The following is a 26232-nucleotide window of genomic DNA, read 5'->3' as shown; positions in this document are numbered from 1 at the left end:
AGAGGGAGGTGGCTGCACCGTAGGTGCAGACAGAGGGAGTTACTTTTTCTTAAAGATGATCAGCTTGCTGAACACATAGTTCAGCACCACAACGATCACATTCGAGAACACCTTGACGCACAGCCCCCACAGTGCCTGCGCATTGTAGCAGCTGGTAATGAAGATTGCCGTGGGGCCGTCTGCACCGCCGATGACGGCAATAGCGGCAGAGCCATCCGTGACCCCCGCCGGTGTGCCTGCATAGGAGGCTGCCATCTGTATGGCCGTATCCGGGCCAAGCCAGTGGGCCACCACGCTCAGCACCCCCTGCATCAGCTCGTCCATCAGTGCTGCGCCCTGGGCCGCCAGCAGATTGCCCAGCACCAGCATAATTGCAGTGTCCAGCAGCATTGTACCCAGACGGCAGGTGACAAATGCACCAAACTCCTTTGCCATCGCCCTGCCTCTGGTCTTGCTGTTGAACACAAAGGCCCGGTTGGTGGTGTAGGCAAACAGGATGCAGAGGATGTTGTCCAGCACATTGCCCCAGCTGTTGGCGGCGGTGTAGCCGAACAGCCTGTTGAACAGGGCGTACAGCAGGATATTCAGCAGGGTGGTCAGCACGCCGAAGATCAGGTAGGAGATGACCTCCCAGTGCTTTTTAAAAATTTTTATCATGGCTTTGTTAACAAAAACAGCCCCGCCGCCGTTACCCGGCAACGGGGCTGCAGTCGCATTGTGTCTGAAACTCAGCGAACCACGGACTGATTACTCAGCGTCGTCGTTCAGCAGAGCCTTCATGGACAGGCTGATGCGCTTCTTGTCGAAGTCAACATCCAGCAGCTTCACATCGACCATATCGCCGACCTTCAGTGCGTCGGAGACCTTCTCAACGCGGTCATTGCTGATCTCGCTGATGTGGACCAGACCGTCAACACCCGGCAGGATGCGGACGAATGCACCGAACTTGGTCAGGGACACGACCGGAGCATGGAAGGTGCTGCCGATGGGGTAGTTGTTCTTCAGCTGCTCCCAGGGATTGTCCTCAGCCTTCTTGTAGCCCAGAGAGACCTTGTGGTTCTCGGTGTCGATGTCCTTCACATACACTTCGATGGTGTCACCAACGGAGACAACCTCGGAGGGATGCTTGATGCGGTTCCAGCTCAGCTCGCTGATGTGGCACAGGCCGTCCACACCGCCGATATCGACGAATGCACCGTAAGAGGTCAGGCTCTTGACAACGCCGGTGTAGGTCTTGCCCACCTCGACATTTGCCCAGAACTCCTCACGCTTTGCCTTGTTCTGCTCAGCGGTGACCTTGTTGATGCTGCCGACGATCTTGCGGCCGGAGCACTCGGTAACAACCAGCTGGACATGCTGGCCAACCAGAGCAGTGTAGTCCTCGTCACGGCGCATCGTGGCCTGAGAACGGGGAACGAACACCTTAACACCCTTGACGTTGACGACAACGCCGCCCTTGTTGAACTCGGTGACATCGCCCTCGACGACCTCGCCGGATTCAGCAGCCTTGGCGATCTCTTCCATGCCCTTGCGAGATGCGAGCTTCTTGCGGGAGAGCTGGATAACGCCGTCCTGGTCCATAACCTTCTCGACGATGAGGTCCAGCTCATCGCCAACCTTCACCAGGTCTTCGACCTTGGCGGAGGAATCATCGGTCAGCTCGCTCAGCTTGACAAAGCCGGTCTGCTTGGCTCCGATATCCACCTGGATCTCGTTGGCAGAGATGCTGGTCACGATTCCTTTCACAATACTGCCTGCATGAACACGCTTCTCCTCGGATGCGTTCAGCATCTCCTCGAAGCTCATGCTGTCATTGATTTCTGCGCTCATACTGTTAAGTACCTCCTCAATAATAGACGATGGCGTTGAAGCCCCTGCTGTTACGCCCGCCGTTTTTACATCTGCAAACCATTCCGGCCGAAGTTCGCTCGCTGTCTCGACCGTCACGGCTTTCGTATGCTTTGCGGCGACCTGTACCAGCTTTTGGGTATTGGAAGAATGATGACCGCCAATGACAACAATGATGTCGCATTGTTGGCTGAGGTCTTCCGCTTCCTGTTGCCTCGCCCACGTCGCATTACATATTGTATCAAAAATTCGGGCGTTTGTATAGGCTTTTTTGAGAAACTCCGAACTTTCTTGCCATTTTGTTACCTGAAATGTGGTCTGTGCAACCGCAAAAATGGGCTTTTGGGGGTCAGAAGGGCCTTTCCAGGCCTTCAGCTCGTCCAGATCGCTGAACACAAATACCTCTCCCCGGGTATGGCCCACGATGCCCTGCACCTCGGGGTGGGCAGCATCACCGGCCACCAGAAGCACCGCGCCCTCGGCCTCGGCCCGGGCGGCAATGCTCTGGATCTTCTTCACAAAGGGGCAGGTGGCATCGTGGTAAACAAGGCCGCGCTGCTCCAAAGTATCATAGATGGTGCGGGGCACGCCGTGGCTGCGGATGATGACCTCGTACCCGGTGGGGATATCGTCCACGGTATCGGCCACCAGCGCACCGCGCCTTTCCATATCGGCCACTGCCTGCGGGTTATGGATCAGCGGGCCCAGCGTTGCCACCTTATGGCCCTCGTTCAGCAGATTGTAGGTCAGCTCCACCGCGCGGTTCACGCCAAAGCAGAAGCCGGCGGTCTTGGCAAGACGAATTTCCATAGCGTTTCTCCTTCTCTAAACCTCTCAGCCTCGCATTCGCTCGGCAGCTCCCCTAATAGGGGAGTCAAGTTTACGCTGTTGTTTTCCTGCCTCCCCTACCAGGGGAGGTGTCGCCGAAGGTGACGGAGAGGTTCTCACTTCAGCTGTTCCCAGGCATCCAGCAGTGCCTGCTTATTGGCCCGGAGCACCTTCATATCCCGGCGGCTCTCCATGGCGAACTGGGCGGCGGGCATCGGCTCGCCGTAGATGACGTTCACCCGGCAGAACAGCCGCATCTTCCCGTCCGGCGTATCGTAGCGGATGCGCACCGGCACCACATCCACCCCGGCCTGCGCCGCAATGACGAACAGGCCGCTCTTGGGCGGCAGGAGCCTGCCCTCTTTTTCGCGGGTGCCCTCCGGGAAGATGAGCAAAGTCTCCCCCGCCCGGCAGGCCTCCACGGTCCGGTCAATGATCTCCAGCTCCTCCTTGGTACCGCGCACGCAGAGCGCGCCGCTGCAGCGGAAGAACCAGGTGAGCAGGGCGTTGATCTCAAACAGCTCCTTTTTGGCAAAAACGAGCATCCGCCTGCCCCAGAACCGGCTGATGACGATGAACACCGGGTCAATGGCTGAAACGTGGTTGGGGGCAATGATGCAGCCTTTGGTCCGCACCTTGCGCAGGTTTTCGCGGCCAACGGTATGGACCCGGAAGCCGATGTGGAACACCAGCCAGGCCAGCGGCAGCAATATGTAATATAGTACCATTTAATTAACCTTTTCTGCAATAATCTTTTTCATCGCCGCAAGGCTCTGCTCAAAGTCGAGGTCAGAGGTATCCAGCAGCACTGCATCCTCGGCCTGCTTCAGGGGGGCGGCGGCACGGTGGGTGTCCTGATAGTCCCGCTGCTTCACATCAGCCAGCACATCCTCAAAGGCGACCTCCATGCCCTTCTGCTGGTATTCCAGCCAGCGCCGTCTGGCCCGGGCTTCGGGAGCAGCGGTCAGGAAGATCTTGACAGTGGCATCCGGCAGCACCACAGTGCCGATATCCCGGCCATCCATCAGGACGTTCTGGGTCTTGGTCATGCCGCGCTGCAGCTCCAGCAGGAAGGCGCGGACTTCCGGGTTGGCACCCACGGCAGAGGCGGCCATACCAGCCTCCTCCGTGCGGATGGCGGTGCTCACGTCCTCACCGTTCAGATAGATATGCTGCTCCCCGTCAATGCAGTCCACCCGCAGGCCGATCTCCGGCAGCAGAGTGCTGACCGCCGCATTGTCCTTCGGGTCCACGCCTTTGCGCAGGGCATAGAGGCCGATGGTGCGGAACATGGCACCGGTATCCACATAGATGTAGCCCATCTCTGCGGCCAGCCGCCGCGCCAAGGTGGATTTGCCTGCCCCCGCAGGGCCGTCGATTGCAACTGAAACCATTTGGGATTCTCCTTTATTTATATAATAAGTATTTTATCATCGGTCAAGCTCTGCTCTGTCCAACCTCTCAGAGGTGATTTGCAAAGCTCTGCGCCGTACAGAAAGCGATCTGCAGGTTGTAGCCGCCGGTATAGGCATCCACATCCAGCACCTCACCTGCAAAGTAAAGGCCCAGCGCCTTCTTGCTCTGCATGGTCCTGGGGTCCACCTCCCGCACGGACACGCCGCCGGAAGTGATGACCGCATGGGCCAGGTCGCCCCGGGCATCGATGGGCACGTTCCAGTGCTTCATCAGGCGCACCAGCTCCCGCTTCTGCTCCCGGGTGATCTGGTTGGCCTTTGTGGCAGGGTCAATGCCCCAGCGCGCCACCATGACCGGCTGCATACTGGCAGGCAGCAGCTTGACCAGCGCCCCCTGGGCGGCATGGTTGGCCAGCAGGGCAAAATCCCGGGTGATGCGGTCATAGAGCTGCTCCTCGCTCAGGGCGGGCTTCAGGTCAATCTCGGCGTGGTACTTGTGCTTTTTCATATCGCCCAGATGGCTGGACGCGCTCAGGGTCAGCGGGCCGCTGATGCCAAAGTGGGTGAACAGCATCTCGCCCTGCTCCTCAAAGATGTCCTTGCCGTCCTCAAAAAGGGTCAGGGTCACATTTTTCAGGGCAAGCCCCATCATCTTTTTGCAGTCCGGGTCATGGCTGACCAGACTGACCAGACTGGGTACCGGCTCCACAAGAGTGTGCCCGGCCTGCTGGGCCAGCCGGTAACCGTCGCCGGTGGAGCCGGTGGTGGGGTAGCTCACACCGCCGGTGGCCACCAGCACGGCATCGGCCCGGTATTCTTTCCCGGAAGTCCCCCGCACACCGACACACCGCAGGGCAGGCCCGGCCTTTTTCTTTTTGGGATGGCGCGGATTTTCCGGCACGGCAGGGGCGGCTTCCGGCTCCTGGGGCAGCTCTTCCAGAAGCAGCTTTTTTGCCCCGTCATAAACGATCTCCGCGTCCTGTGCGTAGCGGAGCAGTGCCTGCCGGATCTCTTCGGCTTTGTCGGACACCGGGAACACCCGGCGGCCGCGCTCCACCTTCAGCTCCACGCCCAGGCTCTCAAACAGCTCCATGGTCCTGGCGGGCGGGAACGCCCCCAGCGAGGAGAACAGAAAGCGCGGATTGGTGCGGACATGGTGCAGAAACTCCTCCGCGGTGCAGTCGTTGGTCACATTGCAGCGCCCCTTGCCCGTGACCAGGATCTTCTGACCGGGCTTGTCGGTATGCTCCAGCACCGTTACCTGATGCCCCTGCCGCACAGCGGCCCCCGCCGCCATCAGCCCGGCCGCACCGGCCCCCACGATCAACACCTTTGCCATTCTGGTTCCTCCCGCAATTCACTGCCTGTCGAAATTTGTTCTAGTTTATCATACCAGAATCGGCCCGCAATTGCAATCTGCATTCCTTTGGAAAAGCACAGAAAAGCGGCAGACGGTCGTGTCTGCCGCTTTGGGTCACTGCATCAGTTTTGCGGGGTCAAGATAACTGTCATCCTGCTTCACTTCCAGGTGGATATGGCTTTCCTCGGCGCATTCACAGCTGACGCTGCCCACCTTGCCCAATGTCTGCCCGGCACTGACCGTCTCGCCCTCCTTCACCGCCGGGCTGGCCACGCCGCAGAGCCGCCAGACACGGCCCGCACTGTCCTTGATCGCCACAGTGGGGCCCCAGCTGCCATCGGAACCGGCCAGCACCACTGTGCCCGCCGTAGGGCTCTGGACGGCGGCATCCTTTGCGCAGGCATAGTCGATGCCGTTGTGGGTGCGCCAGTCGCCCAGGGTCTTGTTGTAGACCAGCTCATCGCCGCTGTATCCATTGAGCACCCTGCCAGAGATCGGCTGCGTGGAAGCAGGCGCTGCCGAACTGCTGGCAGGCGAGGATGCACCTTGCAGCGCGGATGGTTCGCGCACCGAGCCAGAGCCAGCCTGCGGCGCAGAGGAGACCGAAGATGCACTCCGCGATGCCGAGGAGGCCGCCTTGGGTACATTGCTTACACTGTTTGCGGCGGGTTCGGTCGGCCATTCCCATGTTGTTTCGTCCTCCTGTGGCGTGGTGGTGGAAAGCCCCTCATCGATGCCGGGGGCCGTGGATGTGCTGTCCGGTGTCTTCAGGCCCGAAAGGTTCTTGTCCAGCTCGTCGCGCACGGTGCGCACCGCCCAGACCCCCGCCGCTGCTGCCGCCACCAGACAGGCCAGCAGTGCCAGTGCAAACCCTTTGTCCCGCAGAAATTTCCTGATCTGTTCCATGTTCGTTACTCCAATCCGTCATGGTTTCGCTTGATTTTCTGATTGCAGTATGCGATTTCGGAACCGGGTTTATACACATTTTATAAAAAGAAAGCCCTCTCCGTCAAAGCCTGAGGCCTTGACGGAGAGGGCTGAAATACACAGATCAGCTGCGGCTGCGGTTGTTGCCCATCAGGCGGACAACATACAGGAAGATGTTGATGAAGTCCAGATACAGGGTCAGCGCACCATAGATGGAAGCCTTTTCGGCCATCTCAGCATCAGCGGAGTAGTAGCTGTACATCTGCTGCAGCTTCTGGGTATCGTAAGCGGTCAGCAGCATGAACACCACCAGACCGATGCCGCAGTAGAGCACCGAGCCGCCAAAGCCGAAGCCGAACAGCATCCCCACAAAGCCGGTGATGATCATGGCAACCAGAGCCATCATCAGGCGGGGGCCCCAGCCGGTCAGGTCCTTATGGGTGGTGGTGCCGTAAACAGCCATCAGCCCGAAGTAAAGGGACGTTGCCAGCAGCGCCATGATCAGGGTGCTTGCCGAGAAAACAAGGAAATAGTAGCTCAGCACCATGCCGTTGAGCAGTGCATAACCGAAAAAGGTCGCACGGGCAGCTCCCACCGACATGGTCTGCACCCGGGAGCTCAGCACGAACACCAGCGCCAGCTCCGCAATGGTCAGCACAAGATAGAGCGAATCGACCAGATAGATGAGCGAGGTCGTTGCAGTGAGATAGGCCATGGCGAAGGTGATGAGCAGGCCGCAGGCCATCCAGCGGTAGGTGCGGGTCATATAGTCCGATGCGCTCATCGTGGGCTCCGCATAGCCGCGGTCATAATTTCTGTAATCCATTGTGGAACTCCTCCAGTCTTTTTGCCGGGGCGGGCATTCCGCCTTGCTCCGGTCTACGTTTTATAGTATACTGCATAGAAATGAACGTTTCGTGAAAAAGGCTGTGATATTGTATGTCTCTTGGACTTTATCTGCATATTCCCTACTGTTTTTCCAAATGCCGGTACTGTGATTTCTATTCTGCCCCCGGCCAGCGCGGCGTGCCCACCCAGTATGTGGATGCCCTTCTGCGGGAGCTTGCCCGCTTTGCGCCGGAAGCGCCTCTTCACCCGGACACGATCTATTTTGGCGGCGGCACCCCCAGCCTGCTCTCCCCTGCTGATGCCGCCCGGCTCATTGCGGCGGCAGCTCCGGTACCCGGGGCGGAGATCACGCTGGAGGCCAACCCTGAGACCGTGACCGAGCAGACCCTGTGCGGTTTCCGGAAAGCCGGGGTGAACCGCATCTCTTTCGGGGTACAGTCGGCCCGTGACAGCCAGCTGAAAACGCTGGGCCGCCCCCATACCGCCCGGCAGGCTCGGGCTGCCTTTGCGGCGGCACGGCGGGCAGGCTTTACCAACATCAGCGGCGACATTATGCTGGCCCTGCCCCATTATACGCAGGCCGAGTTTGACGAGACACTGGAGCTCATTGCGGAGGGCGGGGCAACGCACATCTCCGCTTACCTCTTAAAGATCGAACCGGATTCCGCCTTTGGCAGGCACCCGCCCGAGGGTCTGCCCTCCCCCGACGAAGCAGCAGACTTTTACCTCTACGCCGTGGAACACCTGGAGCACCACGGATACCGGCAGTATGAGATCTCGAACTTTGCAAAGCCCGGCTATGAGGGCAGGCACAACCTCATCTACTGGAACTGTGGGGATTACCTCGGCCTTGGCCCGGCGGCGCACTCCTGCATGGGCGGCAGACGATTCTATTACCCCGCCGACACCGAGGCCTTCCTGAACGACAAAGCAGCCCCCGTTATGGACGGAGGCTGCGGCGCAGAGGACTATCTCATTTTACAGCTGCGGCTGCGCAAGGGGCTGGATCTTTCCGCCTATAAGGCCCGCTACGGGAAGGAGTTTTCCACCGCCCAGCTTGCCTTTGTGAAAAACTGTGTGAAGTCCGGCTATGCCACCTTCGATGGCAGTACCCTTGCCCTCACCCCCGCCGGGCTCATTGTGCAGAACAGCATTCTGGCGGAGCTGCTGTGACTTTTGCTTGACAATTTACGTTGAAACGTATATACTGAAATTACAAAAGGTGCTGCCCTCCAAACGGCTAGCTCCTTACGTTACTCGTATCAAAAAAGATTGACCGATTTGCTTGGGGAAGCATAGATGGCGGTCAGTCTTTTTTGTTTTTATATCTTTTGTCGTCATGGCTGATTTTCCATGTGATGTCAAAAACACCATATGCTACGCTGGAAACAAATGTCAACAGCAGCAGCACTTCTGACAAAGTCATGCGCATTCCTCCTTTCGCCGAAGCGTCGGGATTGTGCGCCCAAAAAAGCCGCCCTCCCGATGCCTGTTTACCAGTAAGTAAAACCTTTGCGGTTCGGTAAGGAGCGTTCAGCCGCCTACGTTTAAGGCAACACCTGATGACAGCTTAAAAGCTGTATTTTTAGGATATCATATTTTCTGACAAAATACAATCACTTACGTCAGGTCAATGACCCTCCACCCCAGCTCCCGGATGGCTTCCCGGTCATGGGTGGCCAACAGAACAGCCCGTTCGCCGCGGCGCTCTTTCAGGAGCGCTGCGGCTTTTTTCATGGTCTCCGGGTCCATGCCGGTGAAGGGTTCGTCCAGCAGCAGCGTGTCGCACCCGGCCCAGAGGGCGCGGAGCAGGGCCGCACGGCGCTTCTGCCCGCCAGAAAGCTTCCGGGCAGGCAGGGCAAGCGCCTGCTCATCATATCCAAATCGTTGAAAATCCGACACGATTTGCGTTTTGTATTGTGTTTTTCCCTCCGGAAGCACCAGTTCCACGTTCTGCACGGCGGTCAGCTGCGGGCAGAGCCGATCCTCCTGAAAGACAGCACCGACCCGGCCCACGCCCTGCACCGTGCCGGAATCCGGCGCTTCCAGCCCCATCAGGATGCGGAGCAGGGTGGTCTTGCCCCAGCCGCTGGGGGCCCAGAGGATGGCAGGCTCCGCAAGGGTCAGATCCAGATCCTCAAAGAGCGTTTTTTCTCCAAAGCGTTTTGTTAATCCGCAAATTTCCAGTTTGTTAATCATTTTTCGTCACATCCTCTCCCAACACGCGGGCCACTGCCTTGTCCAGCAGGGCCAGGAACAGCTTCTCAAAGCCTGCGCTCAGCAGGATGATGACAAACGTCCAGGCGAACAGCTCCCCGGTAGAGAGTGTGATCTTTGCCCGGTAGAGGGCATCTCCGATGCTGCCATCGGGCAGGCCAATGACCTCGGCGGCCACACCGCTCTTCCAGCAGATGCCCAGCGCCACGCTGCACCCCTGCCGGAAGGCCGGCAGAATGGCGGGCAGCCAGATGGCTTTGACCCGCCGGGCCAGCGACAGACGGAACACCTGTGCCATTTCCAGCAGCTGCACGTCCGCGCTCTCGATGCCGGTGCGCACGGCACTGTACAGCACGGGCAGGACCATCAGAAAGCTGATGAGGATGGAGAGCGACCGCCCGCTGACCCACACCAGCGCCAGAATGATGAAGCTGGCCACCGGCGTGGCCTTGACCAGCTGGATGACCGGAGCCAGCAGCGTGTCCACCCAGGCCCAGCGCTCGGCGGCGGCCGCCAGCAGAACGCTGACCACCACGCCCAGCGCAAAACCCAGCAGGATGTGCCCGGCGCTGAACCCCACCCGCTGCCAGAAATCGGCCTGCGGCAGCAGCTCCATCAGGGTGCCCGCCGCCTGAATGGGTGACACCAGAAAGACATCCTGCCCGATGGCCATGGCCGCCGCCTGCCAGACGGCCAGCCAGAACACCGCCGCTGCCAGCAGCCCTGTGCGGCACTTTTTCTTCTGTTTCATTTTACCTGCTCCGTTCTCACTCAAAAAGAGCCGTGCGGCTGCACGGCTCTCCTTTTTATTGGTTTACTGAAAACTGCGCTGGACGCTTTTCCAGAACACCTGGCCGGGCGTGGCCTTTGTGTAGTAGAAGTTTGCATCTGGCAGCTTGCCGCCCACTGCAGCGTGGGAAGCATCATACAGCACCTTGAGGTAGGCGTTGACATCGGCCTTCATCTCGTCCCCCACACGGTAAACGATGTTGCACTGGGGCAGCGCCTTCTGGGCAATGGCCTTTTTGGCCACCACACCGGTCTCCTCACAGAGAGCCGCCGTACCGGCAACATCTGTCTGGGCGGCCTTGATGCTCTTCTCGTAATCCCGCAGGAAATTTGCCACGATGTCCGGGTTCTCTTTGGCGTACTCGGTGCGGACAACGGTGACCCCCGTGATGAGCTGGGTGTCACAGACCTTGTTCCACTCCTTGGTCAGGTCCAGCACCACCCGCAGGCTGCTGTCCTTCAGCTGGGCGGCGGTCACATAGGGCTGGGGCAGAACGGCAATGGCATCCTTTTTGGAGGCGGCCATCTGGGCAGTCACCTCAGATGCCTCGCTGTAATACTCGATCTTCACATCCTTATCGGGGTCCAGTCCATTCTTGGTGAGCAGGTAGCGCAGAACATACTCCGGCGTGGTGCCCTTGCCGGTGGACAGGATGGTGCGGCCCTTCAGGTCGGCAAAGCTGTGGACACTGTCGCCCTTTTCCACCACATACAGCACGCCCAGCGTGTTCACGGCCATCACCTGGATGCCGCCATTGGTCTTCTGGTAGAGGGTCGCGGCCAGATTGGCAGGGATGGCGGCCATATCCAGTTCACCCTTGATGAGCTTGGGCACGATCTCGTCCGCTGCACCGTAGAGCTGCAGGTCGTAGTGCTGGCTGGCCTTGCCGCTGCGCTCCATATCCAGCAGATTGACCAGGCCCATGGTGGTGGGGCCCTTCAGGCCCGCAATGCGCACACCGCTTTTTGTTTTGGCGGCAAAAGCCCCGCAGGCCAGCAGGCTGATCATCAGCGCAGCCGACAGCAGCAGGGAGGTCAGTTTTTTCATCATGGTTCAGATTCCTTCCTCTCTTTGTTGTTCCAACCAGAAACAAAATTTGCAAATTTTGCAAAATCATTTGCTTTACGCGCTCAAGTTTACTATAATGGAGCTAAAAATACCGTTGCCCATGCAACGGAATTGCAGAAGGGCGGTGAGGGCCCGGGGAAAACCTCACGGAACTGACATGGAAAACTATCTGCCGCTGTTACAATCCACCTCTCTTTTTGCCGGGATCTCTGCCGGGGAACTGCGCCCCCTGCTCAGTGAGCTTGGGGCCTGCATCCGCAGTTATGGCCGGGGCGAGGCGCTGGTGCAGGCCGGGGCCCCCAGCCGCCGGGTCGGCGTTGTGCTGACCGGAAGCATCGAGGCCTACCGCCCGGCACCGGGCGGGGCACGGATCCCCATCACCCACATGGGGCCGGGGGGCGTGTTTGGTGACGTGCTGGGCGGTTCCAGCCTGGACAGCCCGGTCACGGTGGTGGCATCCGCCCCCTGCGAGGTCCTGCTCTTCCCCTACGAGAAGCTGCTCCAGCCGGACGGCTCCGCTGCCCGCCAGCGCCTGCTGCAGAATCTGGTGCGGACCATCAGCGATAAATATTTCCTGCTCTCCCGCCGGGTGGACCTGCTGGTGATGAAGACCCTGCGGGCCAAGGTCTGCGCCTACCTGCTCAGCGAGGCCGAGCAGCAGGGCAGCATGACCTTTACCATCCCCTTCTCCCGCATCCAGCTGGCCGATTACCTCAACTGTGACCGTAGCGCCCTTTCCCGGGAGCTGAGCCTGATGCAGCGGGACGGCCTGCTGGACACCTACCGTTCCAGCTTCAAGCTGCTGGAGCCGGAAGCTTTGCGGCAGATGATTCTATAAAAGGAAAGTGATCTATAACTATGTCTAAACCAATTCTCTGGATCGTGATCCCCTGCTACAACGAGGAGCAGGTGCTGCCCATTACAGCGCCGATGTTCCTGCAAAAGATCACCAGCCTCACCGAAAAAGGCATGATCAGCGACAAGAGCCGGGTGCTGTTCGTCAACGATGGCTCCCGCGATAAGACCTGGGAGCTCATCTGCAGCTTTGCAAAGCAGGATGCGCATTTCATCGGCATTTCCCAGAGCCGGAACCGGGGCCATCAGAACGCCGTGCTGGCAGGCCTGATGGAGGCCCGCGCCAACAACTGCGACATCACCATCTCCATTGACTGCGATGGTCAGGATGACATCAACGCCATGGACGAGATGGTGCAGAAATATCTGGACGGTGCCGAGGTGGTCTACGGCGTGCGCAGCCGCCGGGACACCGACACCTTCTTCAAGCGGTTCACTGCCGAGGGCTTCTACCACCTGATGAATGCCCTTGGTGCGGATATCGTGTTCAACCACGCCGACTACCGGCTCATCAGCGCCCGGGTGCTGGACAGCTTTGCCGACTACAAGGAGGTCAACATCTTCCTGCGCGGCATGGTGCCGCTGGTGGGCTTCCAGAGCGAGCAGGTGTTCTACGAGCGGCACGAGCGGCTGGCCGGTGAGAGCCACTATCCCCTGCGCAAAATGCTGGCGCTGGCCTTTGATGGCATCACCAGCCTTTCCAACAAGCCCATCCGGCTCATCACCGGGGCAGGCATCGTGGTCAGCCTCATCAGCTTCATCGGCGTGATCTGGGCCATCGTGCAGGCGGCCATGGGCAGCGTGGTGGCCGGCTGGGCCTCCACCATCTGCATCGTCTGCTTTGTGGGCGGCGTGCAGCTGGTCTGCCTGGGTGTCATCGGCGAATACATCGGCAAGATCTATATGGAAACAAAGGCCCGCCCGCGCTACATCATCTCGGAGCGCACCTGGGCCCCCTATGAAAGGAAGTATCACGGATGAGCAAACAGAGCTGGCGGGGCAGCACCCTGCTGAACCCGGAACCGCCGGTGCTGGTCTCCTGCGGCGGGCTGGAGCAGCCCAACCTCATCACCATCGGCTGGACAGGCACCATCTGCACCCAGCCCAGCATGGTATCCATCAGCGTCCGCCCCGAACGGTACAGCCACCACCTCATCAAGGAGAGCGGACAATTTGCCATCAACCTGCCCACTGAACAGCTGGTGCGCGCGGTGGACTGGTGCGGCGTGAAGAGCGGCCGCGACAACGACAAGTTTGCCGCCTGTAAGCTCCATGCCGCCCCGGGCAGCGTTCTGACCGACTGCCCCATCCTGGAGGAGAGCCCGGTCAATCTGGAATGCAGGGTCACGCAGGTCATCCCGCTGGGCAGCCATGACCTGTTCCTGGCCGAAGTCGTGGCCTGCGATGTGGATGAGAGCCTGCTGGACGAAAACGGCAAGCTCTGCCTGGACAAAGCAAAGCTGATCGTGTACAGCCACGGCGAGTACCTGAGCCTGGGCAAAAAGCTGGGCACCTTCGGGTACAGCGTGCGGAAAAAGAGACCCGGAAAACGGAAAAAATGATCTGACCTGCAAAGGGCGGGGCATCAGTGCAGTAAGCTGATGCCCCGCCTTTTTCCTGTTTCGTTCCCTTCCCCCAACAACAAAAAGCCCCGCCGGCAGAGGGAATTGCCAGCAGGGCTCCGGAAATGTCAATATGAACTTAACTTGGCTCTCCTATCAGGAGAGCTGTCGAGCGTATGCGAGACGGAGAGGTTTAATCCTCCGCACCCTCATCCAGGTTGCCCAGCTTCTTGGCCTGCTCCACCACGGCGGGCACCAGCATCTCGGGCAGGATCTCGTAGCGGGCAAACTCGGTGGTGAACCAGCCGCGGCCCTGGGTGATCTGCCGGATAAAGGTGGTGAAGTTGCTCAGCTCAGCCAGCGGGACCTCGGCAATGACGGTCTGCATGCCATCCTCATCGGGTTCCATGCCCAGCACGCGGCCGCGGCGCTTGGTCACATCGCCCATGATATCGCCGGTGTTGTCGTTGGGGACATGGGCCTTCAGGGTATGGATGGGCTCCAGAATGACGGGGCCTGCCTCGGGCATTGCAGCCTTATAGGCCAGCTTTGCAGCCATAATAAAGGCCATCTCGGAACTGTCCACGGGGTGGTAGCTGCCATCCAGCAGGGTAGCCTTCAGGCCGACCACAGGATAGCCGGCCAGCACGCCCTTTTCGGCGGCAAGGCGGACACCCTTTTCCACTGCCGGGAAGAAGTTCTTGGGCACGCTGCCGCCGAACACCTTTTCCTCAAACACGACCTGCTCGCTGTCACAGGGCTCGAAGTTGATGACGACATCGCCGAACTGGCCGTGGCCGCCGGTCTGCTTCTTATGGCGGCCCTGCTTCTGGCAGGCCTTGCGGATGGACTCACGGTAGGCAATGCGGGGAGCTTCCAGACCGATCTCCACGCCGAACTTATTCTTCAGCTTGGCCTTGACCACATCCAGATGCTGCTCACCCAGGCCACCAATGATCTGCTGGTGGGTCTCGGCATTATTGATGTAGCTCAGAGTCGGATCTTCTTCCATCAGGCGGGCCAGCGCGCTGGAGATCTTGCCCTCATCGCCCTTTTTGGCCACGGTGACTGCCATGAACAGGCTGGGCAGCGGGAAGGCAGCGGCAGGCAGCTTGACCACGCGGGAAGCATCGCACAGGGTATCGCCGGTCTTTGCGCTGACCAGCTTTGCCACAGCGCCGATATCACCGGCACCGATGCCGTCGGTCTCGACCTGCTTCTTGCCGATGACGGTCAGGGGCTTGCTGATCTTCTCGGTCTCGCCGGTGCGGGCGTTGACCAGAGCAGCGCCGCCGGTCACCTTGCCGCTGATCACGCGCAGGTAGCTCAGCTTGCCCACGAACGGGTCAGCCACAGTCTTAAAGACATAGGCTGCGGTGGGCTCGGTCTCATCACAATGCAGCTCCACAGGCTCGCCGCTGGCATTCTCGGCCAGGATGGCGGCATCGTGCTGCGGGCTGGGCAGGAGCTTGTGCATATTGAACAGCAGCATATCCAATGCCTGCTGGTTGACGGCGCTGCCGCAGAACACAGGGGTGATCAGGCCGTCCTTAACGCCCTTGCGCATTCCCTCAACGATCTCCTCGGTCGTAAAGGGTTCACCGCCGAAGAACTTTTCCATCAGCTCATCGTCGGTCTCGGCAATGGCCTCGCTCATGGCCTCGATCAGGCCCTGGAAGCGGTGGCCGATATCGGGCAGCTCCACCTGGATCTGCTTGCCGCTCTCATACTTGAAGGCTTTCTGGCTGAACAGGTTGATGTAGACAAGGGTGCCGTCGTCCAGCTTGGCGGGCACAACACAGGGGCAGACGGTGGAGCCGAACTTGATCTTCATCTCCTCCAGAATCTTGAAGTAGTTGGCATTTTCCAGGTCGCACTTGGAGATGAACACCATGGTGGCCTTGCCGTTCTTGCGGGCCAGCTGGAAGGCTTTCTCCGCGCCCACGGTCACGCCGCTGCGGCCGGAAACACACACCAGCACGCTCTCGGCAGCGCGGATGCCCTCATACTCACCTGCCTCAAAGTCGAACAGGCCCGGCGCATCGATCAGGTTGTACTTGATGCCTTCGTACTCCACCGGCACCACGGATGCCGACAGACTTGCCTTCCGCTTTGCTTCCTCAGGGTCAAAGTCCGAAATCGTGGTGCCGTCCTCAACACGGCCCATACGCTCTGCTGCGCCCGAAAAATAGACCAGTGCCTCAGTCAGCGTCGTTTTGCCGCTGCCGGCATGGCCTGCAATCAAGATATTACGGATGTTGTTGCTTGCGTATTTCATATCGGTTTTTCCCTCATTTCCGCCGCACGGAGCAGTCTCTCCGTTTTTGTGGCATATTTTACAAAGATAATACCACACTCAAAATGATTTTCAAATAGATTGTCCGAAATTTTCTTTCACCTGCCCGCCAAACTTCCCAGGGTTCTTTTGTGCATTTTGACCGGATGCGCGCAAAATCGATTGCAGGACGTGGGTTGGCATGGTACAATAGACCCAATGAAAGATAGAGGGAGGCACTTTGCCATGAAACGCACCGATTACATCAACTGGGATGAATACTTTATGGGCATCGCCCTGCTCACCGCCATGCGCTCCAAGGACCCCAGCAGCCAGGTGGGAGCCTGCATCGTCAGCCCGGAGAACAAGATCCTCTCCCTGGGCTACAACGGAATGCCCATTGGATGCGATGACGATGCCATGCCGTGGGAGCGCGAGGGCGACCCGCTGGACACGAAGTACATGTACGTCTGCCATGCGGAGCTCAACGCCATCCTGAACAGCGCCCACAACAACCTGAAGGGTGCCCGGGTCTATGTGACCCTCTTCCCCTGCAACGAGTGCGCCAAGGCCATCATCCAGTCCGGCATCTCCGAGGTGGTGTACTACGGCGACAAGTACCACGATTCCGATTCCAGCGTGGCGGCGCGGTTCATGTTCAAAAAGGCAGGCGTGCGGCTGACCGCCTACACCCCCAGCGGGCGGAAGGAACTGCTGGAGCTGTAAGGGGAGCGAAACCTCTCCGTCATCATCGCTTCGCTCGATGCCACCTCTCCTAGTAGGAGAGGCCTTGGCATACCGTTGCGTTTTCGTGGGTCAGCGCTTCGCTCCTGTTTGCCCTGCGGCAGGCATCGGTTTTGGAGCGCCAGCGATCATTGCGAAAAATGAATCCTCTGCCAAGGGCTCCCCTACTAGGGGAGCTGTCGCGGCAGCGCCCGCGACTGAGAGGTTTCTCCCAAAACTTTCCCTTGAAAATACAGTTTATTCGTTATATAATAGAACCATCTTATCGAATAAATATACATTTTGCATTGCATAGAGAGGAAAGTATACAATGAGTCTGAAAAATCGCAGTTTTCTGAAGCTTCTGGACTACACCCCTGCCGAGATCGAGGAGCTGCTCGATCTGGCCGCTGACCTGAAGGCCAGGAAAAAGGCCGGCATCCGCCACAATGAGCAGCTGGCAGGCAAGAACATCGCCCTGATCTTTGAAAAGACCTCCACCCGCACCCGCTGCAGCTTTGAGGTCGCCGCTCACGATCTGGGCATGGAGGTCACCTACCTTGACCCGTCGGGCAGCCAGATCGGCAAAAAGGAATCCATTGCCGACACCGCCCGGGTGCTGGGCCGGATGTTTGACGGCATCGAGTACCGCGGCTATGGGCAGGAGATCGTGGAAGACCTGGCCCATTACGCCGGTGTTCCGGTCTGGAACGGCCTGACCAACGAGTTCCATCCCACCCAGATCCTTGCCGACTTCCTGACCATCCGGGAGCACTTCGGCAGCCTGAAGGGCATCCATTTCGTCTACTTCGGCGATGCCCGCTACAACATGGGCAACAGCCTGATGGTGGGCTGTGCCAAGATGGGCCTGCACTTCACTGCCTGCGCCCCCAAAAAGTATCAGCCGGATGCCGCCCTGATCGCACAGTGCCAGGCCATTGCCGCCGAGACCGGTGCCACCCTGACCTTTGAGGAGGACCCCGCCAAGGCTGCCCAGGGTGCCGATGTCCTTTACACCGATGTGTGGGTCTCCATGGGCGAGCCCATCGAGGTCTGGGCCGAGCGCATCCACGACCTGGCCCCCTATCAGATCAATCAGGAGCTGATGAATATTGCAGGCCCCAAGGCCGTGTTTATGCACTGCCTGCCCGCCTACCACGACCACAAGACCGCTGTGGGCAAGGAGATGGGCGAGCGCTTTGGCCGCGATGCCATGGAGGTGACCGATGAGGTATTCGAGGGCCCCCAGAGCATCGTCTTTGACGAGGCCGAAAACCGGATGCACACCATCAAAGCCGTGATGGCAGCTACGCTGGGCTATCAGAAGTAACTGCGTCTCTCTCAGCACAATATGCACAGGCCCGGTCGTTCCCGAACGATCGGGCTTTTTGTTTCTGTCTCCCGTTTTGGTCTGCCGGAGGCTCCCCTGCAAAGGGTCCTGGCCGCGCGGGAAAATTTTCCATTCTCCGAAAGCGTTGCAATTACAGTTGAAAATCCGTTGCAAAACCCATATACTAAAAGGGTAATGCACTGGAAAAGGAGGGAGACTATGGGCGGAGGACATCTTTCCCGGCCGGACTTCGGGATGCCGCAGCCGGACCCGGACCACCCGCTGACCGAATTCTATCTGCTGCTGCAGCACGGGCTGGACAAGGCGGGCGTTTTCCACCTGCCTGCGCTCTATGCCAGCTTCCGGGCACCGGCCCGGCGCATCTATGCCGACGAGGCCGCCGGGTGCCTCACCCTCAGCGAAACGGCGGACGAGGGTGCTGTTCTGCTCTCTGCTCCCCGGAACCTCCAGCTGCTTTACAGCAGCCTGCATGTGGAGCCGGATGGCTCCCCCGCCGCCCTGCTGCTCACCGAGGAGTGTTCCCGCGCTGTCTGCGCGGTGCAGCTGCTGCCTCCCTTTGTCTGGGAGGACCCGCTGCCTCCCCTGCCGGATGTCCCGGCCGCTCTGACCCTGCAATTGACCCTGCAGGATGTGGAGGCCATCGACACCGACCCTGCCGCCCTTGCCCGCCGCCTGTGCCAGACCACCCGGCAGAAGCACTGGCTGGCCCACCCCAAAGCAGATCTGTATCTTGCGGAGAAAATTGCCCTTTTCCAAAGGCTATATCGTTAATGCAATAATCCGTGCGCTTCACCCGTATATGGGGTGAAACGTCCCTTTGAAACAGTTGTTTCCACCAGCCCCGCCCGGGGCCGTAAAGGAGAGAAAGAGACTTATGGGACAGTTGACCAAAGACGAAGTTTTTGCGCTGGCTGTACAGCGATACAGCGACACCGTGTTCCGCGCCGCGATGCACAATTGCAGTTGCACCGCCGACGCGGAGGACGTGGTGCAGGATGTGTTTGAAAAGCTCCTGCGCTACGAAGGCCGCTTTGAGAGTGAGGAGCACCTCAAAGCCTGGCTGCTGCGGGTCGCCATCAATCGCTGCCGGGATATCACCCGGGCCGCGCGCCAGAAGGACACCGAACTGGACGAAAACATTCCTGCCCCGGAATCCGGAAATGACGGCAGTGTGCTCGATGCGGTGCGCACTCTGCCGGAAAACTACCGCAACGCCGTGTACCTCCATTATTACGAGGGCTACACTGCCGCCGAGGTAGGCCGGATGCTGGGTGCGCCCACCAACACGGTGCTCAGCTGGCTGCGGCGGGCACGCGCCCAGTTACATACGCTGCTGAAGGAGGAGATCGAAGATGAGGTGGTATGAATACAAGATGGAAGTGGACGATCTGCACGCTTCCGATGACCTGAAGGCAAAACTGCTTGCCCTGCAGGCCAATGCCGCCGAAACACCCGGTGCCAAGAGCATCGCCATGCCCGCGCCTTCCCCGACCCCCAAAAAACAGAAAAAGCCCCTCCGCTTCCCCGCCCGGCGCTGGGCCCAGCTGGCCGCCTGCGTGGCAGTCTGCGGGGTCTGCCTGTACGGTGCCGTGTATGCCTATGAATGGAAAGGGGTCACCCTGCTGGGCGGCGGCTCTTCCTCCAACTACTCTGCCGCCGCCACCAAGGAAGCCGCCCCGCAGGCCGCTGTTTACTCCATGGAGGACACCGAAAACGCCACCTACGGTTCTGCGGACAACGGTATCTCCACCTTCGGCGCAGAGGACGGCTACCGGTCAGCAGACACTGCCGCCGGCGGTTCCCTGCTGACCTCCGGCGAAGCGGAGAGCGATGCTTCCACCCGCACCGCCGACAGCGCCAAGATCATCTATACTGCCAACCTCACGCTGGAGACCCGGGATTACGATACCGCCCGTGCGGCACTGGATGCGGCCCTTTCTGACGCGGACGGCTATATGGAATCCAGCAGTGAGTACACCAACACCGACAGCACCCGGAGCGTCAGCCTGACTTTGCGGGTGCCCCAGGACAGCTACAAGAGTTTTCTGGCCGCTGCTGCCCAGTCCGGCAGCGTGACCTACCAGAACCAGCAGGCGGAGGATATCACCACCCGGTATATGGACACCGAGGCCCGGCTGGCCAGCCTGACCGCCCAGCGCACCCGCCTGCAGGAGCTGCAGGCCCAGGCCGATACCCTGGCCGACCTGCTGGAGATCGAGTCCAGCCTGAGCGATGTGCAGTACCAGATCGAGAGCTGGCAGAGCCAGCTGGACTGGTACAGCAATCAGGTCTCCTGCTGCACTGTCTATATCACCCTGAACGAGGTGGAGACCCTGACCCCCACCAGCACCAGCTTCGGCGCAAAGCTGCTGGCCGCCCTGCGCAATGGCTGGACCGGCTTCGTGTCCGGTGCACAGGCCGCGGCGGTGTTCCTTGTGGGCGCATGGCCCGCCATCCTCATCGGCGCGGTCTGCGGCGTGATCTACTACCGTGTCCGCCATCCCAGAAAGAAAAAGTAAAAAACTTTTCCAAAACCCTTGACATCCACCCGCCTCTGTGGTATTATACTTGAGCAGTCAGCGAACAGCTGATGCAGACAAGTAAATATCGCGGGGTGGAGCAGTCTGGTAGCTCGTCGGGCTCATAACCCGAAGGTCGTTGGTTCAAATCCGGCCCCCGCAACCACCAAGCATCTTGAAGTGATTCAGGATGCTTTTTCTTTTGTCCCATTTTCTGTATCCCGCTGTTTCGGATAAAAAAACTCCCGACGTTCTGCGCGTCGGGAGCTTTTGCTGTTATGCGGTCTTCCGGGTCACTTCAGCACCGCACCCAGGTTTGCACTGGTGACCATGCGGGCATAGCGGCTGAGCCAGCCGGTCTTGATGTTGGGCTCGGGCGCAACGTACTTTGCCTTGCGCTCGGCCAGCACCTCGTCGCTGACCTCCAGTGTGATCTTTGCGTTGGGGATATCAATACTGATGGTATCGCCCTCCTCGATCAGGCCGATGGGACCGCCGGAAGCAGCCTCGGGGCTGACGTGGCCGATGGCTGCGCCGCGGCTTGCGCCAGAGAAGCGGCCATCGGTGATGAGGGCCACGGTTTTATCCAGCTTCATACCGGCCAGAGCGGAGGTGGGGTTGAGCATCTCGCGCATACCGGGGCCGCCCTTGGGGCCCTCGTAGCGGATGACCACCACATCGCCCGGAACGATCTGGCCTGCGTAGATGGCTGCAATGGCGGTCTCCTCGCTGTTGAACACGCGGGCCGGGCCGGAGTGCTGCTGCATCTCGGGGGCCACGGCGCTGCGCTTGACCACACAGCCGTCCGGAGCGATGTTGCCCCACAGGATCTGCAGGCCGCCGGTCTGGGAGTAGGGGTTCTCGATGGGACGGATGGCCTTTTCGTTCAGGATGTGGGCACCCTTGATGTTCTCCCCCAGGGTCTTGCCGGTGACGGTGGGCACATCCAGATCCAGCAGGCCCTTCTTGGCCAGCTCTGCCTGCACAGCGGGGATGCCGCCTGCGGCATAGAGGTCGGGCATGTGGGTGGGGCCTGCGGGGGCCAGATGGCAGAGGTTGGGGGTCCTGGCGCTGATCTCGTTGAAGAGCTTCAGGTCAATGGGCACACCGGCCTCGTAGGCAATGGCCAGCAGATGCAGGACGGTATTGGTGGAGCAGCCCAGCGCCATATCGCAGGTCAGTGCGTTGCGGATGGAGCGCTCGTTGATGATCTGGCGGGCGGTGATGCCCTTGTTGACCATGTCCATGATGGCCATACCGGCGTGCTTGGCCAGCTGCAGGCGCTTGGAGTAGACCGCCGGAATGGTGCCGTTGCCGGGCAGGGCAATGCCAATGGCCTCGCACAGGCAGTTCATGCTGTTGGCGGTGTACATGCCGGAGCAGCTGCCGCAGCTGGGGCAGCAGTTGCAGGTGCAGTCTTCCAGCTGCTCGTCGGTGATCATACCGGCCTTGTAAGCGCCCACAGCCTCGAACATCTTGGAAAGGCTGACTTCCTCGCCGCCGTAGCTGCCAGCCAGCATGGGGCCGCCGGAGCAGACCACCGCGGGCACATCCATGCGGACTGCGGCCATGACCATGCCGGGCACGATCTTATCGCAGTTGGGCACCAGCACCAGACCGTCCAGCTGATGGGCCATCAGCATGGTCTCCACGCTGTCGCAGATCAGCTCGCGGGAGGCCAGGGAGTATTTCATGCCCACATGGCCCATGGCGATGCCATCGCAGACACCGATGGCCGGGATCAGGATGGGGGTGCCGCCCGCCATCTCCACACCGGCCTTGACGGCATCGGCGATCTTATCCAGATTCATGTGGCCGGGCACGATCTCGCTGTAAGCGCTGACCACGCCGATCAGCGGGCGCTCCAGCTCCTCGGGGGTGTAACCCAGTGCGTAGAATAAGCTTCGGTTGGGGGCCCGCTCCGAACCCTTGGTCACGTTATCGCTTCTCATAACATATCCTCTTTTCCTTATAACAAAAGACCCCCTCCCAAAGGAGGGAGCCTTTCTTAGTTTTAAAAGCAGCTTTTGGCTGAACTCCTTCCGTCATCGCTTGCGCGATGCCACCTCCCTCACGGAGGGAGGCTTCACGCTGCGGTCAGACAAAAGGCTCCCTCTTTGAGGGGGCTGTCGCCGCAGGCGACTGGGGGAGTTAATTACTTCTTCAGCCAGCTCATCATGCTGCGCAGCTCTGCGCCCACCTTCTCGATGGGGTGTTCGGCCTGCATCCGGCGCTCAGCCAGGAAGTGGACCTTGCGGCCGCCCTTGGGGCTCATCTCGGTCAGGAACTCAGAAGCAAAGGTGCCGTCCTGGATCTCGGTCAGGACCTTCTTCATCTCCTTGCGGGTCTCCTCGGTGATCAGGCGCTTGCCGGTGCGGTAATCGCCGTACTCAGCGGTGTTGGAGATGGAGTAGCGCATCTTGGAGAAGCCGCCCTCGTTGATCAGGTCAACGATCAGCTTCATCTCGTGGCAGGTCTCAAAGTATGCCATCTCGGGCTCGTAGCCAGCCTCAACCAGCGTATCGAAGCCTGCGTGGATCAGCTCGCAGACACCGCCGCACAGAACTGCCTGCTCGCCGAACAGGTCGGTCTCGGTCTCCTCCTTGAAGGTGGTCTGCAGGATGCCTGCACGGCCAGCGCCGATGCCGGAAGCGTAAGCCAGAGCGATGTCCTTTGCCTTGCCGGTGTAATCCTGCTCCACGCAGATCAGAGAGGGGCAGCCCTCGCCCTCGGTGTACAGGCGGCGGACGATGTGGCCGGGGCCCTTGGGAGCGATCATGATCACGTCAACGTTCTTGGGAGCGGTGATGGTCTTGAAGTGGATGTTGAAGCCGTGTGCAAAGGCCAGAGCCTTGCCCTCGGTCATGTAAGGTGCGACCTGCGTGTTGTAGATATCAGCGCACAGCTCATCGGGCACCAGCATCATCACAACATCGCCAGCCTTGGCAGCCTCTTCGACCTCCATGACTTTGAAGTTGTCGTGGGTGGCAGCGAACTCGGAGGCCTTTGCCCAGTGGGCAGAGCCCTTGCGCAGACCGACAACAACATTCACGCCGCTCTCGGCCAGGTTCTCGGAATGGGCGTGGCCCTGGCTGCCGAAGCCGATGACAGCAACGGTCTTGCCGTCCAGCACGCCGAGGTTGCAGTCGGAATCGTAGTATTTCTTGATCGCCATGGTAGTAGTCTCCTTTTACTCTTTCCTGTTTTATTTTTATATTTTGATTTTTATGGAAAACTGAGTTGAACCCCTCAGGCTCGCATCTGCTCGCCAGCTCCCCTAATAGGGGAGCCCTTGGCAGAAAGGGGAACTTGCAGGGCTTTATGCAACGCCAGAGCCGCCCCTACTAGGGGCGGTGGCAATGCGAAGCATTGACGGTGGGGTTTCTTCCCTTACTGCGGGCAATGGGTCCCGGGCAGGGGCAGCTGGGCTGCCCGCACCTCCTGCGGGGGCTTCTGCATGTGCTGGTGCATCCCGCCGCGCTCCAGGGCGGTCACGCCGGTGCGGCACTGCTCAAGGATCTTGTAATCTGCCAGGATCTTGAGGAACGCGTCCACCTTTTCAGGGCGGCCGGTCAGCTCCAGCACCATGCTGTCGGGCGAAAGATCAATGATCTTTGCCTTGTAGATGCTGGCGATCTCCCGCAGCTCACTGCGGTTGTGGACATCGGCAGCCAACTTGAGCAGCAGCAGCTCCCGTTCCAGCGAGTTCTCGTGGTCCAGCACGAACACCTGCCGGGTTACTTCCAGCCGCTCGGTCTGGAGGATGAGCTGGCTCAGCGCCTTTTCATCGCTGGTGATGGTCACGGTGATGCGGCTGACCGCCGGGTCGTTGGTGGCGGACACCGTCAGGCTGTCGATGTTGAAGCCGCGGCGGCAGAACAGGTTGGACACCCGGGCCAGAACACCGCTCTGGTTGTCCACCAGCAGACTGATGACTCTGCGTTTGGATTCCATGGGTCAGTCCTCCTTATTCCATGATGATATCATTGATGTCGCCGCCGCCGGGGATCATGGGCAGGACCTTTTCGTCCTTGTCGATGATGCACTCGATCCAGGTGGGGCCCTTCTGCTTGAGGGCATCGGCAAATGCGGCCTGGAACTCGGGGAGGTTGGTACAGCGGTAGCCCTTCAGGCCAAAGCCCTCGGCCAGCTTGACAAAGTCGGTGCGGCGGTGGGGGTCGGTCTGGGAGTAGCGCTTTTCGTAGAAAGTGGTCTGCCACTGGCGCACCATGCCCAGCACAGAGTTGTTGAAGATGACCGTGATGATGGGCAGCTCATAGCTGACAGCGGTGCAGGCTTCGTTGAGGTTCATGTGGAAGGAACCGTCGCCCGTGAACATGACCACCCGCTGCTCCCGGCCCAGCGCCATCTGCGCGCCGATGGCCGCGCCATAACCAAAGCCCATGGTGCCCAGGCCGCCGCTGGTGATAAAGCCGCGGCTCTTGGTGTGGCGGATGTACTGGGCCGCCCACATCTGGTGCTGGCCCACGTCGGTGACATACACGGCCTCAGGGCCGCACTGGCTGCACACCTCGCCGATGACCTGATGGGGCATCAGGCGGGTGGGGTCGGACACGGGGTGGTAATCCTGCGCCTGCCACTCGTGGATCATCTTCATCCAGTCGGGGTGCTTTTTCTCCTCAATGAGGGGGAGCATCCCGCTCAGGACATAGCAGACATCACCGACAATGGCAAGGTCCACATCCACGTTCTTGCCCAGCTCACTGGGGTCGATATCGATCTGGATGATGGTGGCGTTCTTGGCAAAGGTCTTGGGGTTCAGGGCCACGCGGTCAGAAAAGCGAGTACCCAGTGCGATCAGCACGTCACAATCCGCGACCGCCCGGTTGGAGGTGTAGCAGCCGTGCATTCCGACCATGCCGATGTTCATCGGGTCACCATAGGGCACAACGCCTGCGGCCATCAGGGTATAGGTGGCGGGGATCTCCGCCTTGTGGATCAGGTCACGCAGGGGCTGGCAGGAAGCCGCGCTCCGCACGCCGCCGCCAAAATAGACCAGCGGGCGCTTGGCCGCGTTGATGATATCGGCGGCCCACTTGACCTGCTGTTCGTCGTAGGTGGTCACGGTGCGGATCGGCTCCGGCTGCTTGGGAGTGAACTCACAGACAGCAGCGGTGACATCCTTGGGGATATCCACCAGCACCGGGCCCTTGCGGCCGCTCTGCGCAATACGGAACGCCGCACGCATGGTGTCGGCCAGCTCTTCTACCTTGCGCACCGTGAAGTTGTGCTTGGTGATGGGCATCGTAATGCCCTCGATGTACGCCTCCTGAAAGCTGTCCTTGCCCAGACCGGGGGTCGGCACATTTCCGGTAAAGGCGACCATGGGCACGGAGTCCATGTAGGCAGTGGCAATGCCGGTGACCAGATTGGTGGCACCCGGGCCGCTGGTGGCCAGCACCACGCCGGTGCGGCCCGTTGCGCGGGCATAGCCATCGGCCGCATGAGAAGCGCCCTGCTCGTGGGCGGTCAGCACATGGTGGATGCGGTCAGAGTTCTTATACAGCTCGTCGTACAGGTTCAGCACAGCACCGCCGGGGTAGCCGAAGATGGTGTCCACGCCCTGTTCGCAGAGGACTTCAACAAAAATTTGCGAACCATTCAACTGCATGGTAAGTTGCTCC

Annotated in this window: 24 protein-coding genes and 1 tRNA gene; 10 read left to right on the top strand and 15 right to left on the bottom strand. The window is 60.0% G+C overall.

Going from position 1 to position 26232, the window contains the following annotated elements; all coding sequences use genetic code 11:
* Positions 1–39: 39 nt before the first annotated feature.
* The 7 genes from P0G09_RS14775 to P0G09_RS14745 form a co-directional block, all read right to left on the bottom strand.
* Positions 40–657: a GtrA family protein gene (locus tag P0G09_RS14775; protein ID WP_275253037.1), complete on the bottom strand. Its 618-nt coding sequence runs from the start codon at positions 655–657 to the stop codon at positions 40–42.
* 90 nt (positions 658–747) lie between these two features.
* Positions 748–2658, bottom strand: coding sequence for a bifunctional 4-hydroxy-3-methylbut-2-enyl diphosphate reductase/30S ribosomal protein S1 (locus P0G09_RS14770; RefSeq protein WP_005929303.1), 1911 nt, complete (start codon positions 2656–2658; stop codon positions 748–750).
* 134 nt (positions 2659–2792) lie between these two features.
* Complete coding sequence (locus P0G09_RS14765; RefSeq protein WP_275253036.1) at positions 2793–3404, bottom strand: lysophospholipid acyltransferase family protein; 612 nt, start codon at positions 3402–3404, stop codon at positions 2793–2795.
* A complete protein-coding gene (gene cmk / locus P0G09_RS14760) occupies positions 3405–4070 on the bottom strand; it encodes a (d)CMP kinase (protein ID WP_275253035.1) in 666 nt (221 codons plus the stop codon). It abuts the gene before it with no gap.
* Between the two features lie 67 nt (positions 4071–4137).
* Complete coding sequence (locus P0G09_RS14755; protein ID WP_275253034.1) at positions 4138–5430, bottom strand: NAD(P)/FAD-dependent oxidoreductase; 1293 nt, start codon at positions 5428–5430, stop codon at positions 4138–4140.
* A gap of 135 nt (positions 5431–5565) precedes the next feature.
* Positions 5566–6357, bottom strand: coding sequence for a M23 family metallopeptidase (locus tag P0G09_RS14750; RefSeq protein WP_275253033.1), 792 nt, complete (start codon positions 6355–6357; stop codon positions 5566–5568).
* 145 nt (positions 6358–6502) lie between these two features.
* Positions 6503–7204 carry a Bax inhibitor-1/YccA family protein gene (locus P0G09_RS14745; RefSeq protein ID WP_275253032.1) on the bottom strand — a complete coding sequence of 234 codons (702 nt, stop codon included), beginning with the start codon at positions 7202–7204 and terminating at the stop codon, positions 6503–6505.
* Positions 7205–7317: 113 nt separating this feature from the next.
* Between P0G09_RS14745 and hemW the strand changes: the two genes are divergently transcribed.
* Complete coding sequence (gene hemW / locus P0G09_RS14740) at positions 7318–8400, top strand: radical SAM family heme chaperone HemW (protein ID WP_275253031.1); 1083 nt, start codon at positions 7318–7320, stop codon at positions 8398–8400.
* A gap of 447 nt (positions 8401–8847) precedes the next feature.
* Here hemW and P0G09_RS14735 read toward each other — a convergent pair whose 3' ends face one another.
* From P0G09_RS14735 to P0G09_RS14725, 3 genes are all read right to left on the bottom strand, one after another.
* The gene (locus P0G09_RS14735; RefSeq protein ID WP_275253029.1) at positions 8848–9426 is read right to left on the bottom strand and encodes an ATP-binding cassette domain-containing protein; all 579 of its coding nucleotides are present in this window, start codon (positions 9424–9426) and stop codon (positions 8848–8850) included.
* Positions 9419–10195: an ABC transporter permease subunit gene (locus P0G09_RS14730; protein WP_275253027.1), complete on the bottom strand. Its 777-nt coding sequence runs from the start codon at positions 10193–10195 to the stop codon at positions 9419–9421. The genes P0G09_RS14735 and P0G09_RS14730 overlap by 8 nt, the downstream gene beginning before the upstream one ends.
* Before the next feature lie 63 nt (positions 10196–10258).
* Entirely contained in the window at positions 10259–11281 is a 1023-nt protein-coding gene (locus tag P0G09_RS14725; protein WP_275253044.1) for an ABC transporter substrate-binding protein, read from the bottom strand.
* A gap of 178 nt (positions 11282–11459) precedes the next feature.
* On the opposite strand from P0G09_RS14725, the gene P0G09_RS14720 reads away from it, so the two are divergent.
* The 3 genes from P0G09_RS14720 to P0G09_RS14710 are packed head-to-tail and all read left to right on the top strand — an operon-like array spanning position 11460 to position 13719.
* Positions 11460–12140: a Crp/Fnr family transcriptional regulator gene (locus P0G09_RS14720; protein ID WP_097769964.1), complete on the top strand. Its 681-nt coding sequence runs from the start codon at positions 11460–11462 to the stop codon at positions 12138–12140.
* 20 nt (positions 12141–12160) lie between these two features.
* Positions 12161–13138: a glycosyltransferase family 2 protein gene (locus tag P0G09_RS14715; RefSeq protein WP_005929329.1), complete on the top strand. Its 978-nt coding sequence runs from the start codon at positions 12161–12163 to the stop codon at positions 13136–13138.
* Positions 13135–13719 carry a flavin reductase family protein gene (locus P0G09_RS14710; RefSeq protein WP_097769965.1) on the top strand — a complete coding sequence of 195 codons (585 nt, stop codon included), beginning with the start codon at positions 13135–13137 and terminating at the stop codon, positions 13717–13719. Before P0G09_RS14715 ends, P0G09_RS14710 begins: the two co-directional genes overlap by 4 nt.
* A 193-nt stretch (positions 13720–13912) precedes the next feature.
* Here the strand turns inward: P0G09_RS14710 and P0G09_RS14705 are convergent, their stop codons facing one another.
* On the bottom strand, positions 13913–15997 hold the full coding sequence (locus tag P0G09_RS14705) for an elongation factor G (RefSeq protein WP_275253025.1): 2085 nt from the start codon (positions 15995–15997) through the stop codon (positions 13913–13915).
* Positions 15998–16240: 243 nt separating this feature from the next.
* On the opposite strand from P0G09_RS14705, the gene P0G09_RS14700 reads away from it, so the two are divergent.
* The 6 genes from P0G09_RS14700 to P0G09_RS14675 all read left to right on the top strand — a co-directional run bounded on the left by P0G09_RS14700 (position 16241) and on the right by P0G09_RS14675 (position 20753).
* Entirely contained in the window at positions 16241–16720 is a 480-nt protein-coding gene (locus tag P0G09_RS14700) for a dCMP deaminase family protein (protein WP_035393303.1), read from the top strand.
* 328 nt (positions 16721–17048) lie between these two features.
* On the top strand, positions 17049–18047 hold the full coding sequence (argF, locus tag P0G09_RS14695) for an ornithine carbamoyltransferase (RefSeq protein WP_117506136.1): 999 nt from the start codon (positions 17049–17051) through the stop codon (positions 18045–18047).
* A gap of 219 nt (positions 18048–18266) precedes the next feature.
* Positions 18267–18839, top strand: a complete 573-nt coding sequence (locus tag P0G09_RS14690) for a hypothetical protein (protein ID WP_035393305.1) — start codon at positions 18267–18269, stop codon at positions 18837–18839.
* A gap of 103 nt (positions 18840–18942) precedes the next feature.
* On the top strand, positions 18943–19434 hold the full coding sequence (locus tag P0G09_RS14685; RefSeq protein WP_097769967.1) for a sigma-70 family RNA polymerase sigma factor: 492 nt from the start codon (positions 18943–18945) through the stop codon (positions 19432–19434).
* Positions 19421–20587 carry a DUF4349 domain-containing protein gene (locus tag P0G09_RS14680; RefSeq protein WP_275253021.1) on the top strand — a complete coding sequence of 389 codons (1167 nt, stop codon included), beginning with the start codon at positions 19421–19423 and terminating at the stop codon, positions 20585–20587. Before P0G09_RS14685 ends, P0G09_RS14680 begins: the two co-directional genes overlap by 14 nt.
* A gap of 89 nt (positions 20588–20676) precedes the next feature.
* Positions 20677–20753: transfer RNA gene (locus tag P0G09_RS14675), tRNA-Met, on the top strand.
* Positions 20754–20880: 127 nt separating this feature from the next.
* On the opposite strand, the gene ilvD is transcribed toward P0G09_RS14675, so the two are convergent.
* The 4 genes from ilvD to ilvB all read right to left on the bottom strand — a co-directional run bounded on the left by ilvD (position 20881) and on the right by ilvB (position 26219).
* Positions 20881–22539, bottom strand: coding sequence for a dihydroxy-acid dehydratase (ilvD, locus tag P0G09_RS14670; RefSeq protein WP_005929346.1), 1659 nt, complete (start codon positions 22537–22539; stop codon positions 20881–20883).
* 203 nt (positions 22540–22742) lie between these two features.
* Positions 22743–23762 carry a ketol-acid reductoisomerase gene (gene ilvC / locus P0G09_RS14665; protein ID WP_005929348.1) on the bottom strand — a complete coding sequence of 340 codons (1020 nt, stop codon included), beginning with the start codon at positions 23760–23762 and terminating at the stop codon, positions 22743–22745.
* Positions 23763–23977: 215 nt separating this feature from the next.
* Complete coding sequence (ilvN, locus tag P0G09_RS14660; protein WP_098923283.1) at positions 23978–24541, bottom strand: acetolactate synthase small subunit; 564 nt, start codon at positions 24539–24541, stop codon at positions 23978–23980.
* A 13-nt stretch (positions 24542–24554) separates the two neighbouring features.
* Positions 24555–26219, bottom strand: a complete 1665-nt coding sequence (gene ilvB, locus P0G09_RS14655) for a biosynthetic-type acetolactate synthase large subunit (protein ID WP_275253018.1) — start codon at positions 26217–26219, stop codon at positions 24555–24557.
* Between the last annotated feature and the right edge of the window lie 13 nt (positions 26220–26232).

The organism is Faecalibacterium sp. DFI.5.82, assembly GCF_029076575.1.
GTDB lineage: Bacteria > Bacillota > Clostridia > Oscillospirales > Ruminococcaceae > Faecalibacterium > Faecalibacterium duncaniae.
This window is presented reverse-complemented; position numbering and strand designations above follow the sequence as displayed.

Excerpts from the sequence above, each read along its gene's own strand:
- P0G09_RS14745 (WP_275253032.1), bottom strand. The coding sequence starts at position 7,204 with ATGGATTACAGAAATTATGACCGCGGCTATGCGGAGCCCACGATGAGC.
- P0G09_RS14755 (WP_275253034.1), bottom strand. The coding sequence starts at position 5,430 with ATGGCAAAGGTGTTGATCGTGGGGGCCGGTGCGGCCGGGCTGATGGCG.
- P0G09_RS14735 (WP_275253029.1), bottom strand. The coding sequence starts at position 9,426 with ATGATTAACAAACTGGAAATTTGCGGATTAACAAAACGCTTTGGAGAA.
- ilvN (WP_098923283.1), bottom strand. The coding sequence starts at position 24,541 with ATGGAATCCAAACGCAGAGTCATCAGTCTGCTGGTGGACAACCAGAGC.
- P0G09_RS14705 (WP_275253025.1), bottom strand. The coding sequence starts at position 15,997 with ATGAAATACGCAAGCAACAACATCCGTAATATCTTGATTGCAGGCCAT.
- P0G09_RS14680 (WP_275253021.1), top strand. The coding sequence starts at position 19,421 with ATGAGGTGGTATGAATACAAGATGGAAGTGGACGATCTGCACGCTTCC.
- P0G09_RS14770 (WP_005929303.1), bottom strand. The coding sequence starts at position 2,658 with ATGGAAATTCGTCTTGCCAAGACCGCCGGCTTCTGCTTTGGCGTGAAC.
- ilvD (WP_005929346.1), bottom strand. The coding sequence starts at position 22,539 with ATGAGAAGCGATAACGTGACCAAGGGTTCGGAGCGGGCCCCCAACCGA.
- ilvB (WP_275253018.1), bottom strand. The coding sequence starts at position 26,219 with ATGCAGTTGAATGGTTCGCAAATTTTTGTTGAAGTCCTCTGCGAACAG.
- P0G09_RS14775 (WP_275253037.1), bottom strand. The coding sequence starts at position 657 with ATGATAAAAATTTTTAAAAAGCACTGGGAGGTCATCTCCTACCTGATC.
- P0G09_RS14730 (WP_275253027.1), bottom strand. The coding sequence starts at position 10,195 with ATGAAACAGAAGAAAAAGTGCCGCACAGGGCTGCTGGCAGCGGCGGTG.
- P0G09_RS14720 (WP_097769964.1), top strand. The coding sequence starts at position 11,460 with ATGGAAAACTATCTGCCGCTGTTACAATCCACCTCTCTTTTTGCCGGG.
- P0G09_RS14685 (WP_097769967.1), top strand. The coding sequence starts at position 18,943 with ATGGGACAGTTGACCAAAGACGAAGTTTTTGCGCTGGCTGTACAGCGA.
- argF (WP_117506136.1), top strand. The coding sequence starts at position 17,049 with ATGAGTCTGAAAAATCGCAGTTTTCTGAAGCTTCTGGACTACACCCCT.
- P0G09_RS14725 (WP_275253044.1), bottom strand. The coding sequence starts at position 11,281 with ATGAAAAAACTGACCTCCCTGCTGCTGTCGGCTGCGCTGATGATCAGC.
- ilvC (WP_005929348.1), bottom strand. The coding sequence starts at position 23,762 with ATGGCGATCAAGAAATACTACGATTCCGACTGCAACCTCGGCGTGCTG.
- hemW (WP_275253031.1), top strand. The coding sequence starts at position 7,318 with ATGTCTCTTGGACTTTATCTGCATATTCCCTACTGTTTTTCCAAATGC.
- cmk (WP_275253035.1), bottom strand. The coding sequence starts at position 4,070 with ATGGTTTCAGTTGCAATCGACGGCCCTGCGGGGGCAGGCAAATCCACC.
- P0G09_RS14700 (WP_035393303.1), top strand. The coding sequence starts at position 16,241 with ATGAAACGCACCGATTACATCAACTGGGATGAATACTTTATGGGCATC.
- P0G09_RS14765 (WP_275253036.1), bottom strand. The coding sequence starts at position 3,404 with ATGGTACTATATTACATATTGCTGCCGCTGGCCTGGCTGGTGTTCCAC.
- P0G09_RS14710 (WP_097769965.1), top strand. The coding sequence starts at position 13,135 with ATGAGCAAACAGAGCTGGCGGGGCAGCACCCTGCTGAACCCGGAACCG.
- P0G09_RS14715 (WP_005929329.1), top strand. The coding sequence starts at position 12,161 with ATGTCTAAACCAATTCTCTGGATCGTGATCCCCTGCTACAACGAGGAG.
- P0G09_RS14750 (WP_275253033.1), bottom strand. The coding sequence starts at position 6,357 with ATGGAACAGATCAGGAAATTTCTGCGGGACAAAGGGTTTGCACTGGCA.
- P0G09_RS14690 (WP_035393305.1), top strand. The coding sequence starts at position 18,267 with ATGGGCGGAGGACATCTTTCCCGGCCGGACTTCGGGATGCCGCAGCCG.